General features: G+C 70.7%; 9 protein-coding genes. 5 read left to right on the top strand and 4 right to left on the bottom strand.

Features of this window, described 5'->3' with window-relative positions; all coding sequences use genetic code 11:
* Positions 1-43: 43 nt before the first annotated feature.
* The 5 genes from ACFV4P_RS33960 to ACFV4P_RS33940 all read left to right on the top strand — a co-directional run bounded on the left by ACFV4P_RS33960 (position 44) and on the right by ACFV4P_RS33940 (position 6,890).
* Positions 44-343, top strand: coding sequence for a helix-turn-helix transcriptional regulator (locus ACFV4P_RS33960; RefSeq protein WP_380477343.1), 300 nt, complete (start codon positions 44-46; stop codon positions 341-343).
* 164 nt (positions 344-507) lie between these two features.
* Positions 508-1,236, top strand: a complete 729-nt coding sequence (locus ACFV4P_RS33955; protein ID WP_380477342.1) for a DUF6083 domain-containing protein — start codon at positions 508-510, stop codon at positions 1,234-1,236.
* Positions 1,237-1,537: 301 nt separating this feature from the next.
* On the top strand, positions 1,538-4,747 hold the full coding sequence (locus tag ACFV4P_RS33950) for a DEAD/DEAH box helicase (RefSeq protein ID WP_380477341.1): 3,210 nt from the start codon (positions 1,538-1,540) through the stop codon (positions 4,745-4,747).
* A gap of 400 nt (positions 4,748-5,147) precedes the next feature.
* A complete protein-coding gene (locus ACFV4P_RS33945) occupies positions 5,148-6,026 on the top strand; it encodes a hypothetical protein (protein WP_380477340.1) in 879 nt (292 codons plus the stop codon).
* Positions 6,027-6,170: 144 nt separating this feature from the next.
* A complete protein-coding gene (locus tag ACFV4P_RS33940) occupies positions 6,171-6,890 on the top strand; it encodes a hypothetical protein (RefSeq protein ID WP_380477339.1) in 720 nt (239 codons plus the stop codon).
* 296 nt (positions 6,891-7,186) lie between these two features.
* Here the strand turns inward: ACFV4P_RS33940 and ACFV4P_RS33935 are convergent, their stop codons facing one another.
* The 4 genes from ACFV4P_RS33935 to ACFV4P_RS33920 all read right to left on the bottom strand — a co-directional run bounded on the left by ACFV4P_RS33935 (position 7,187) and on the right by ACFV4P_RS33920 (position 12,261).
* Positions 7,187-7,588: a hypothetical protein gene (locus ACFV4P_RS33935; RefSeq protein ID WP_380477338.1), complete on the bottom strand. Its 402-nt coding sequence runs from the start codon at positions 7,586-7,588 to the stop codon at positions 7,187-7,189.
* Positions 7,545-8,432, bottom strand: coding sequence for a hypothetical protein (locus ACFV4P_RS33930; protein ID WP_380477337.1), 888 nt, complete (start codon positions 8,430-8,432; stop codon positions 7,545-7,547). Before ACFV4P_RS33930 ends, ACFV4P_RS33935 begins: the two co-directional genes overlap by 44 nt.
* Positions 8,420-10,918, bottom strand: coding sequence for a P-loop NTPase fold protein (locus ACFV4P_RS33925; RefSeq protein WP_380477336.1), 2,499 nt, complete (start codon positions 10,916-10,918; stop codon positions 8,420-8,422). The genes ACFV4P_RS33930 and ACFV4P_RS33925 overlap by 13 nt, the downstream gene beginning before the upstream one ends.
* 410 nt (positions 10,919-11,328) lie before the next feature.
* The gene (locus tag ACFV4P_RS33920; protein ID WP_380477335.1) at positions 11,329-12,261 is read right to left on the bottom strand and encodes a restriction endonuclease; all 933 of its coding nucleotides are present in this window, start codon (positions 12,259-12,261) and stop codon (positions 11,329-11,331) included.
* Positions 12,262-12,397 lie beyond the last annotated feature (136 nt).

Genomic DNA, 12,397 nt, shown 5'->3' with positions numbered 1-12,397 from the left:
GTCTGCACTGACAGGGCAGGGGTCTGCACCGTGCGATAGCACAGTGATCACCCCGCCGCCCGACCCCAACCTCGCCGCGCTGCGCCTCGAACTCGCGCGCCTGCGAGCCGGACGCGGCTGGACCTACGACCAACTCGCCGAGCACAGCGGCCTGTCCCGCCGCACCCTCATCGAAATCGAGCAGGGCCGCACCATCGGCACCCTCGCCACCTGGCACGCCATCGCCCACGCCTTCGACCTCCCGCTGGGCGACCTCCCGCTGGGCGACCTCCCGCTGGGCGACCTCCCGCTGGGCGACCTCACCGCCCGCCTCTGCGACGACCACACCCCCTCCGGTGCCTGACACCCGCCTTGCCCTCGCCCGCCGCGACAACCACCCGAACGGGCAACCGCACTCGAACACACGCACCCCGTGCGCGCTGGACGGCGACCTGCCCCCTCCTCGCGGGTGACACGACCGCGCCGCCACCCCGACATCCGACTACGCCCGGTGCGACGGTCCCCGCCATGGCCTCCACCCCCTGCACCCCCGGCTTCAACTGGGACGGCACCCGCAAAGGCCCCGCCACCACCCGGACCCTGCGCATCGATCCCGCCAGCCCCACCCGCCTGCTGCGCTCCGCCGCCGCCTCCGCCTGCCGGTGGTGCGGCAACCGTGTCGAATGGTGCTACCGCGCCGACGGCAGCCCCGTCCCCCTCCACCCTGCCGAACTCCCCGCCAGCGACATCCCCCCACCCCAGCGCTGGCACCTCGCCTCCGGCCTCGCCCACCCCGGAGATGGTGACTCCTTCTGGTGCCGCATCGCCCGCACCGCCATGTGCCCCGCCACCGCACCCCATACCGGCCCCACCACCCCCGCCCTAGCCGCACTGCGCCGTGCCTTGGCCGTGCGCACCCGCCGCCTCACCGACCTCGGCTTCGCCCCCGAACCCCCACCCCCCGCCACCCCGACCGCCACCTGTCCCACCGAGGCCGAACCCGCAGGGCCGCAGCGCCCGATCGTCCACATGCTCCACACCCACTACCTCGCCCCCAGGCCGCTGCCCGCCATCCGCTGCGTCGCCCAGACCCGCACCCGCGACGGCTGCCGCAACCCCGCCACCGACCCGGGCGAAGGCCGCTGGACCCTCATGCCCGTCGACCCCGCCACCACCTCGCCCAGGCACCTCGCCGCGCACCTGCTGCCCGCCGACATGGCCGTCCACTACCTCAGCGACCTGCCCTACGCCGTCTAACTGCGCTGGTGCCGACAACGCTGCCCGATTCACGACCACAGCATCGCCGCCGACACCGCCGTCACCGAGTGGGAACCCTTCGACCCCTTTCTCCACCGCGCCCACATCCGCGCCCGCCTGCCCACCGACCCACCACCCGGGCCCCACCCGACGACGATCGACCCCGCCGGACAGCCGGACAGCCGCCCAGCCGCGCAGCACACCTGGTGAACGGAAACCCCGCATGCCCGCCCACGGCCCCCGCTGCCTCGTCACGGCAAAGCCCTCCGCAGTCCCCCTCGCCGGTGGCACAGTGAGCACCGTGCACGAAACAGACACCGGCACAAACGACCTGACGGTCCCCCAACTGATCCGCGACAAGTGGGGCAGCGACCTGCCCGCCGCGGGGCTGCAGCAGCGGTTCACCGAACCCGGCTGGACCTGGCAGGAACAGCTGCCTCGCCCGTGCCCCGCATGCGCCACTGCGCTGCACTCGCTGCGCCGCCCCTACGAGTCCGGGGGCCGCCAGTACCGCTACGTCGCCGTGGTCTGCCCCGCCTGCCCGGCGGCGTTCACGCTCGCCGACCTCGGGGTGAAGACCTACGACAAACTCCTGCACCCCGCACCCGCGGCACCCATCGTCCCCGTGTCCCGCCGCGCGGGGACCGCCCCCGCAGTGACGGTCAGCGCCGCGGTGCGGCTGGTGGCCGGCCTCGACACCGGCCCGTGCCCGGACGGGCCCGGCGTGAGCGTCACCGAAATCCGTCTGCCCCGTCCCTTCCCGGAACCCGCAACCGTTCCGGTGGGTCCGGTGTGGCCCGAGGACCTGCCGCTGCCCGCCGAGCAGGAGACGCGGGCTCTGTGGTGGGGCAAAGTCACCGACCCCGCCTGGAGCGTGCCCGAGGCGGCACTGCGCGTCGCCGACGACGTGCGGGTCATCGTCCCGGCGGGAGAGCGGTTCGACGCCCTGCGCGAGACCCTCAGCGGCCTCGGGGCCCGGGTGCGCACCGCCGCGCACTGGGTGGAGGACGAGGCGGTGACCACCCTGTCCGACCTGGGAACCCCGGTGGAACTGGCGGCCTGGACCGGCGGTGCGGCGACCCCGGCCGCGGGCCCCGCCGCGTACGCGGCCCGGGACGCGTTCGCCGCCCAGTGGGACGCCCTGGACGAACTCCCCGTTGGCGACTCGGAGGCGTTCACGCCGATCGAGGACCTGGTCCCCGAAGGGTGGAAGGCGTTACTGCCGCACTCGTCCTTCAACCCGGTTCAGGCCGCCGCCGTCCCCGCCGTCACCGGAGGCGACGAGCACGTCATGGTCGTCGCCCCCACCGGCGCGGGCAAGACCGCGATCGGCATGGTTGCCGCCCTCGCCGCCCACCAGCGCGGCCGCAAAGCCGCCTGGCTGGTGCCGCAGCGCTCGCTGACCGACGAACTCGACCGTGACCTCGCCGCCTGGCGCCGCGCCGGGCTGCGGGTGGTGCGCCTGACGGGCGAGGCCGCCGTCGATGCCGACCTGATTCGCCAGGCGGACCTGTGGGTCGCCACCACCGAGAAGTTCGAGGCGATCTGCCGCGCCGGCTCCCTGCGCAGCGCCCTCGCGGAGGTCGGCTGTCTGGTCGTCGACGAGATCCACCTGCTCGGCGACCCCACCCGCGGCCCCGTCCTCGAAGCGCTCCTCGCCCGGGTGCGCGAGGACGCCGCCCGGGTGCGGATCGTCGGTCTGTCCGCCACCGTCGCCAACGCCGACCAGCTCGCCGACTGGCTTGGCGCCCGCCTCGTCCGCTCGCCCTGGCGCCCCACCCGCCTGACCTGGCAGCTGCCGACCATGCCCCCGGAGGCGGACGCCGCCGACTGGGCGAGCCGCAACAACGCCCGCACCCGCCGCACCGTCGACCTCGCCCGCCACCACACCCAAGACGGCGGCAGCGTCCTGGTGTTCTGCGGCAGTAAACGCTCCGTGCGCACCACCGCCCTCGCCCTCGCCCACGACCGCGGCGTTCACACCACCGGCGCCGACGCCGACGACAGCGACCTCGTGGAGCGCCTGTGCACCAAGGCCGGAGTGCGCCTGCACTACCGAGACTGGCCCCACAAACGCGACGCCGAACAGGCCTTCCGCAGCCGGGAGGCCGACGTCCTCGTCGCCACTTCCACCGTCGCGGCCGGCGTCAACCTGCCCGCCCGCGCCGTCATCGTCCGCGACACCCAGATCGGCATGAGCCGCATCGAAGTGTCCATGGTCCAGCAGATGTTCGGCCGCGCCGGACGCATCGGCGCCGGCGAGCGCGAAGGCCACGCCTACCTGCTCACCGCCCCCAGCGAGCGCCACCACTGGCAGGCCCGCCTCGCCGCCGGGTACACCGTCACCTCCCGTATCCGCGACCGCCTGCCCGACCACCTGCTCGCCGAAGCCGTCCAGCTGCGCATCCACACCATCGCCGACGCCGAACGCTGGTGGGAGGGCACCTTCGCCTTCCACCAGGGCCACCACCCCTTCGACCCCCTCCATGACGCTGCCGACTTCCTCACCGACACCGGCTACCTCATCCGCACCCCCGACCCCGACGGCGGCGACGACCGCATCGAAGCCACCGAACTCGGCCGCCTCACCAGCCGCTTCATGGTCGACGCCGACCTCGCCTCCACCCTCGCCGACGCCACCGCGCACCTTCCCGTCCCCACCGACCCGGACGCCGCGGAAGACCTGCTCATCACCACCCTCGCCACCCGCCTGCCCACCCTCGAACAGGCCCCCTTCACCGACCGGGCCAAGGCCGAGCTCTACAACGTCCTGCGCACCCTCAGCCAACCCGACGCGGATCAAAACGAGGACGACGAGAACGAGTGGCAGCCCGCCGCAGGCGACCTCGCCCGCGCCGTCCTGCTCCTCGTCGCCCACGCACCTCGAGCCTTCCGGGGCCGGCCCGCTTACATCCGCGGTATCCCCGCCGACTCCATGACACCCGTCCTCGACGACGCCCAGCGCTACCTCGCCTGGCTCGGCGCCCAAGGCCCCCTCACCACCGTCCACCCCTGGATCGCCACCGTCGCCGCCGACCTCGCCGGCCGGATCCGCTGGCGCACCCTCGCCCCCACCCGCGGTGCCGGCCGCCTGCTGTGGATCTGCGAACAGATGGCCACCCCCGCACACACCCAGCAGTTGGTCCCCGACATGTGGAAAGCCGCCCGGGCCCGCGGCATCGACTCACCCGACTGGCCCGGCACGACTCCGCCCAGCACCTGCCGCCTCAGCTCAGCCGAGTACAGCACACTCCTCGCCAACCGCACGACCGGCACGGAGATCACCCTCCACATCGACCACGCACACGTCCGAGTACCGCGGTCAGCCACCGTGATCACCTGGAACGGCGCCACCACCGAGCAGCACCCAAGTACCGGCACAGCCGTCGATGTCCCGTACCCGGTGCCGCGGCCTGACGACCCGTCTGCGGGACGCACCGGCACCGCCGTCTTCACTCGAGGCGACCGCATCACGGCTGGCTGGGGCGCCGCGTACAGCAAGATTCGCTGAGACTCATGAGACGTACCACCCAGCCCCAAGCCCGACACGCCGTGTGTCTCAGGACGGGGGCACCGCAAGTGACGTTCGCACCCCAGAGGGAGGACCACCTCACCGCGGGGCGATCCTTCCCCAACGCCGACGCCTGGCCGCCGCATTTCCTCGGCTGCACAGCCGGTCGTGCCCGGCCCCTGGACGGAGGCTTCCGATCAATCAGGGACTTCCGGCCCCAGGACCTGCCTGAGCCCGGGGCATGTCGGCCCCGGGAATCGCCGGTCCTATTTAACTACGTTCAATAGACTGGCAGTTGAGGTCCTTCTTGCGGGCGAAGCGAGGCAGAGTTTCACCTTTGAGGCCGGTCCTTGGGGCCTACCTTGAGCGACGGCGCATTGCTCGGCATGAGGAACTTGACGTGGCGTATTCCGCAGCAGATGAGCGACCCTTGGCGGTGGAGCGGCGGCTTCCGGGCCGAGCGAGGCGGCGTACAGACGCCCTACGCGAGTACGAGAAGCTGAACGCCGAGTGCCGCAGCCGTTTTCCCCGCGCACTGTGGCCGTTCTTCGCCCCCGACGCTGACCAGCGCTACCGCTGGCGGGTCGAACTGGATTGTGGCTGCATCACCGAGCTGCTGACGCGCGGTGACCGCACCGCGTCACACGAATGCCAGTGGGGCAACGGATGGCTTGGCGAACCGCTGCCCCCAGGGCAGCTGTACTGCGAACACGACGAATCCGGACCCGCCCCCTACCGCAGGATCACCACGTGGAAGGACCGCAGGGAAGTCGCCTTTCCTCCCGACACGGCAGATCCGCCCGAGTGGATCACGGCCGAAGTGTGGACCGTGCTACGCCGCGACGAGCCTCGTACCGAGGCGTTCTGGACAGTCGAGCTGGAATGCGGGCACAGCACGGAGCTCGTAGCGCCCTCCCTCGACTGGAAGCCCGTACATGGGCCGTGCGTGGCGGACCCCGGCAGGGTGCGGGAGATGGCCGAGGAGTTCGACCAGGCGTCAGAGGCCGACCAGGCTTTTCTCAACACGCTCGACGGTCAGTACATGCGCCGCATGATCGCGGCAGGCTGGCCGAGCCCACGTCCAGAACAACCCTGCTCTACGTGTGTCCACGTCCGTACGATCACCGCCTACCAGGCCGTGGGCTGGCTCATCCCACGAGGCGCGGTCCCGCAACAGCCTCCGGTACGCCCGGCTCGCGATGGCCTGGAGCGCCGGCTTCGCCGGGCTGAGGCCGAGGCGGAGCGGCTACGAGCACAACTGGCTCGGATCGATGAATGAGTCTTTCAGACCATCCACTGGACCGGAGTGGCCAGAATTCCTTCCCCGCGTCGACCCGGCGATTGCCTGTCCCTACGCCGGGGCAGTGTTCCTCGGCCCTGGCTCGACCCAGAACTGGGGCGACACACAGACCTGAGGAGCGTGTTGAGCGACCAGCCGCAGCCCGAACTGCAACTGACCTATGACCGGGGATGGCAGCACATCGTCGTCCACACCGAGCCCGGCCTCGGCGCCGCGATGTCCGGTCTGCACGGTACTGTCCCCATCGAGCGGGACTCCCGCTACACCCGCGAGTGGCTGAGCCGCCTGGAACCGTGCGACCCCAACGCCCTCCACACCCTGCTCGTCGGCAGCGAGACGATCCCCAAACTGTTCCACCCCTGCGTCTACGACGACCCCGAGAGTCCGTCCGCCGTAGCCGGCTCGGGCTGCGTCTGCTACCAGACCTTCTACGACCCCGAGTACGGCATGCCGGTCGTCGCACACCACTACCGCACCGTCACGGGCAACGTCGAGACCTGGAAGCGCACCACCTACGCGCCCTACGCCCTCCGCGAGAAGGACGCCTTCGGCAGCCTCATCGTCGACGGCGGAGACCTCTTCTGGATCCGCACCCGCACCGGGACCCTGTCGCTGCTCCCGGAAAGCCGCTCCGGCTACGGCATCGGCTACGGCGGAGGCGGCCCCACCCAGCTCGCCTCATACATCCAGCAGCTCCTCGACACCGACGGGAGCAACACCACCGCCCAAGCGGGCTACGGCAAGCCGGACAAGCGGATCCTCGACTGGACCCGGGATCCCACAAACAAGGCGCTGACTCAGGAGCTGACACTGAGCGACCTCCGCCGCATTCAGAGCGCCTGACCTGACCAGCCAGCTACCGTCGCTGTGCGGGGGCGGTGGCACCCGATCAGTGCGAGCGGCACGTCTGAGCCGTGCGGCAGGCGGGCGGCAGTTGCGCCTGCCTTCGGGAGCCGCACCGGGCCGTAGCCGGACGTACGACGGAACGAGACGGCGCGACCACCGTCGAGAGGGCCGAAGTGCCCGCTGGTCCCCGGCCGCGGGCCCGGCGCGCTTCTCCCCGCGCGGACAAGCCGGCAGGGGTGCCCGCGGCCCACACGGCTGGGCACCCCTGCCGGCTTGTCTTCTGTCGGGAAGGGTCAGCCCTCCGGATCGGTACGGATCTTCCTGCGCCGGCCGAACCAACCGGTGCTCGTGGTGCTGTAGCCGAGGCCCGTCATGACGGTCAGCGCCTTGTTGTGGAGCTTGTCACTGGCGGAGGTCGCCCGGTCCACGGCTTCGGCGATCTGTCTCTTCATCCCTTGCGGGATGGGTGCCACGAGCCGGGGGAGGAACTCGAGCGCAAGCTCGGTGGCACCGGCGTTCCTCGGGTCGAGGATCGGGAGCAGGACCTCCTCGACCAGCTGCCTGCGAGCGGCCGCCTGGGTGATCCCTGCCCCCTCCCAAAGTGCGAGGACCGCGCGGCGCTCGGTGTTGTTGGTGCACTGGGCTGCCCGGTCAGTGACGAGTGAGGCGGCCTCGTGGTCGCCGAGGTCGCTCAAGCCCGCCCCCGTGAGGACGGTGAGATCGGTGGGGGAGGTCCTCTTGTCGCCGACCAGCGCGCCCCAGAAGGCGGCCTGCTCTGCGGTGGGGAGTGCGGCCAGTCGCCGGCGGACCTCGGGACAGCAGCACCGGCATGGGGGCCGGGACGGTGGCGCGGAGGGCCTGTGCGGTGGCGGTCGTCAGGTCGCTGCCCGACGGCTCGTCGAGGGCGATCCAGTTCGCGAGGGCGACGCCGGCCGCTGTGCCATGGGTGTCGAAGAGGTCGCGCATGGCGTCCGCGCCGGGCAGGCCCCGCAGCGAGGTGGTCCGGGATAGCTGGTCGCCCCCCGCGCGCCGTGTCTCGAGCCTGAGGGCGGTGTGCTCGGGTTCGGGCATCCACATGCAGTCGTCGACGGCCTGGATCATCGCGGCGGTCTCCTCCTCGCTCAGGACGGCGCCGGTGCGGTGGCCGAACGCTGTGAGGCAGCCGGGGGCGACGGTGGCCACGTAGGACAGGAGGGGGTCGTCGGCTGCCGCCTGGTCGCCTCCCAGTTGGAGGACGTCCGTCATGACGGAGCACTCGTACCTGGCGAGTTCGATCGGGTCCACCAGGCCGCTGCCGAGGAAGGTCTTGGCGCGATCGAGGAGCCCCCAGTGGGCTTGGGCGCTCTCGTCGTCGTTGACCGGGTCCTGGAGGGCGTCAAGCACGATCGGGGTGAGGCCGAGGTTCGGCGTGAGCTGGTCGCCGACCAGGGCGGTGTAGGCGGCTGCCGCGTCGCGGACCTCGTCGGCCGACCGGTCGGCGGCGGTGCTGGCCCAGAGCTTTTCGAGGACGTCGGTGAGCGCGTCAGTCAGTTCCGCCATGGGCAGGCGCGGGTCGAGCGCGCCGAGCCACCGCGGCCAGGAGACGAGAGTGCTTTGTGCCGCGCTGTCCAGGACGCGTCGGGCGACGGCGGGGTCGCTGATCGGCCCGAGCCGGCAAGGTGCGCCTCGACGATGTCGCGGCCCTTGGCATGGTCGGCGTCCAGGATGGCTGCCGTAAGCCGCTGCGCTGCTGCAGGAGCCTGGCCGGCCCAGTGGCCCAAGAGTTCGGCGAGGGCGGCGAGGGTGGGAGCGGGATCGTAGACGGCCGGGGCGGCTGCCTGCGGGGCCGGTACGGGAACTCCCGCTACGACGGGGGCACCGGTGACCGGAAGCGCCGCCTGGGCTGCGCCGTGGTCCTCGAGTGCCTTGCGCAGCTGCTTGCCCAGGGAGGGGGCGAGTGTCGTTGCCAGGCGTTCGGCAGTCGAGGGCTCGAGGCCCTTCATCACGGCCGTGAGCACCAAGGCCTGGTGCGAGAGGAGGTGGTGGCAAGCGAGGTCGCGGATGTGGGCGGTGTCGGCGTCGAGGGCGGGGTCGGTGTCGCGCAGCAGCCACGCGGTGTTCTCGGCCTGGGTCCGGAAGGTGGGGTGCTGCACGACAGTGGCACGGAGTCGTCTGGCCGCAGGCCTGCTGCTGGCGAGAGCCAGCCGCCACGCCCCCGGCAGGACCTCGGCTCTGAGCACATCGTTGTTCCTGGCCAGCACCGGGGCCAGGGCCTCCACCGCGGCGTCTGCTCCTGCTCCCAGACCGGTGTCGGCGTCCGTGTCGGTGAACAGGAGGAGTACCGCCGTTGCGACGTTGGCGGCGGCCACGCCGAGCTCGGTGCGGGCCTGTTGGGTGAGCAGTTCGAGTACCGCTCGGCGGTCTGCGGCGTCGAGCGGCTCGACCGTGGCACGGAACTGGGCCAGCGCGCCGTTCTGGGCGTGCTTCTCGATCGTCTCGGCGAGCGCGGCCGGCAGGCCGAAGACACTGCCGCTGTTCTGAAGGAACAGCAGGTCGCGTCCCGGGGACGGTACGGAGCGGGTCCTCTCGAGGTAGTCCAGCAACTGGCGGCCGTGCCGGGCCTGCACCGGCCCGGCCGCTGATTCCGACCGGCCTCCCGCGGTGTCGTCGCCGACGCCTTCCTCGCCGTCGGTGTCGGCGAGGAGCCGGTCGAGGGGGGCCTGCCGCTTGGCGTACTTGCTCGCGATCTCCCGGATGTCCTCGGAGACGTACGGCCCCAGGTCGGCTTCCGGGTCGTTCATCAGGGCGAGGACGTGGTCGGGCAGGGCGTGGTCGAGGAGGAGGTCGCGGGCGAAGAGAGGGAACTCCACGCGCAGACACACCAGGCGGGCGATCTCGTCGGCTCTGGCCGACAGGTCGCAGTCGAGGAGGCCCTCCGCCCGGCGCTGCCGGGCGAGCCGGAAGGTCAGAACGAAGGTGTTGAGGAGCGCCTTGACGCGCCGCGGGCTGGTGATATGGGACGGTACGAGGATGCTGATGACCACGTCGACGTCGACCTCGGCCCACACCCCGGGTCGGCCCCGCACCAGGGCGGCGGCGAAGTGGCTCACCCGCTGGCTCAGCAGCGGCGGGACGCTGACCTGGTACTGGAACACCTTGTCCAGGTAGCCGCTGCCGCTGCTGTAGTAGGGGTTGCGGGCGTCCGCCGGTGTGGCCTGCTCGGAGGCCTTGGTCAGCGCTTCCTCGAGGACCTGCTGGTCCGCGGCGACCACGAAGACGCACTTCTTGACGCCGAGGAAGGTGCGCAGGGCGTTGAGCGCGGCGACCACATTGCCGGGCGCGCACCGGTCCAGCTCGTCGACGAAGACGACCAGCCGCTCGGTGCCCGACTTCTTGATCAGGTCGATGAACAGTTGCTCGAACTGCTCGTCACTGCTGACGGCGTCGGTCTTGCGCTCCACGGTGAAGGTCCGGTTCACCAGAACGATGAGCGCGGTCAGCAACGCGGCCGGCGCCACACCGGTCCTCAGCGCATCCGGGGCGCGGTGGAGGAACTCGGTGAGCACCGGACCGCTCGAGAACAAGGCCGCCGCCAGGGGAATGACGAGCGCGGTGGCGCAGACGAGGAGGAACATACCCACGAAGAGGCCGATCAGCCGCCATACGTCCCTGCGGCTGAGGCTGAAGGCGGCGCTGGACCTGCCGGTGTAGAGGTCGGCGTGGAACGCGCTGTCCTTGATGCCGAGCCCGCCGGCGACCGCGCTGATGAAGTTCCTGCGCAGCGGGTTCTCGGCGTACTTGAACGCGTCGAACCGCACGAAGTTGTACCCCGACCGGCCGCGCAACCGGCTGGCCAGGAGGTTCGCGATGCCGCTCTTCCCGGACCCCCACGGGCCGTACAGGGCGATGTTGGTGGGGGTCGGGACGGTGGTGACCAGCTGTTCCAGCTGGTCGGCTATGTGCTCGTGGGCCAGTTTGTCCTCGTCCAGGGCCGCGACCTCGCGGTCCTGGACGAGGTCGGTGTTGCGCAGCTGCTCATCGCTCACGTGCATCCGCCTGTCGCACCGGGGTGCGCCCTTGCACCCCGTCTGTTCGGTTGACCGGTCAGGCTACGACTCGCCGCTGACAGACGCCATGCCCGGGCGCATGGCCGGTGCGGCGATGGCCGACGGGGCACCGGGTGCCGGTGTCCCGCCGGCCTGCGAGGTGGCGGCGGCCGGGCCCGGCCGAGTGTGACCACGAGCAGGTCCATGGATGTCGAGCGTTTCTTCATGCAGGCAAATACCTGAAGGATCCTGGAAGAGGTGCAGCCGAAGAGGGCGATTTTCGACTCGCTTCCCGCCCACCTTCGATGCCTTTCCCGGGCTTCGCGAGGCGGGCGGTCGCCGGATCCATCACAGGTAACTTTGGGACCGACTGGCTTGTGAATGCCTCCTGATTTCGGAAACTGTTCGGGCTACGCCTGGAGGAATGTGACGAGCCGCCTGAACTCCTCGTTCTCGGCAGCCAACCGGGAGATGTCGATTCCCATCGCGCGGCGGTGGAGCTCGGCCGGCGAGACCCGCTCGCCCCGCCTTTTGGTGTAGCCCATCCAGATCTCGATCTCCGGGTCCACAATGATCACCTCGATGTTCTTCCCCTCGATCACCTCCGGATGGGGGATCTCGGTCCGGAAGCCGTCGGAGTCGGCGATGGCGAGGACGTCATCGCCGCGGGCCTGGAGCGCGGCAGCCGCGATGTGGGCGAGGCCCATGGCACCATGTGCGACGACGACCTCCAGATCCCGGACCTCGGTGCCGTTCCGTGCGAGGTTCTCGGCCACCGTGCGGACGACGATCTCGTCGCTTCGGCCCTCGACGACAATGGTCGCGGCCTCTCGCGTCGTCGTGGGCGGGCGCGTCTCGCTGGTCGGGGCGATATACGGGGTAAACAGCTCACCCTGCGCGGCCGCCGCGCGCAATTTGAACGCCAGGACCGTGGCGAATCCGTGCTCGAGGGACGCTTCGACGTCCCTCCTGTCGAAGAGTATGACGTTCAGTTCCTTGCCGAAACGGAGCGCGTCGACCGAATCGTCGCTGTATCCCGACATCGACACGAAAACCCCAATGGTTCCGACGGGCTTGCCGTCGACCTTTCCCTTGAACGCGTAGATCGCGGAGGCGGGGATCGGGTCTGCGACCCATTTGGCCTCCAGGAGGTAGGTGCGGTCGCGGTGAACGAACGAACCGTCGACCTCCTCGCCCTTTGGGCGATAGCTCGTGCTGGGCTCCAGGTTCCCTTCCTTCAGGAGCTTCTTCAGCCATGCCTCGAAGGCGCGACCTCGGGTCTGCGGCGTGAGGCCGTTCTGCAGATGCTCAAGACCGTCTAGTTCTTGACGCAGGGTCACCATGCACAGTCCTCCGGGATCGGGCGGCAGCCGTTGGCGACTTCCTATTGACCCGAAACGGTAAGGTTCGTCGCTCGTTGATCCTGGCGTGACGGATCTGGTGGGGGACACGCGACGGCTGTCGCCGAAGGCTCAGGAA

Source organism: Kitasatospora sp. NPDC059795, assembly GCF_042732175.1.
Classification (GTDB): domain Bacteria; phylum Actinomycetota; class Actinomycetes; order Streptomycetales; family Streptomycetaceae; genus Kitasatospora.
Note: the sequence above shows the minus strand (reverse complement) of the source record. Positions and strands in the feature narration are given on the sequence as shown.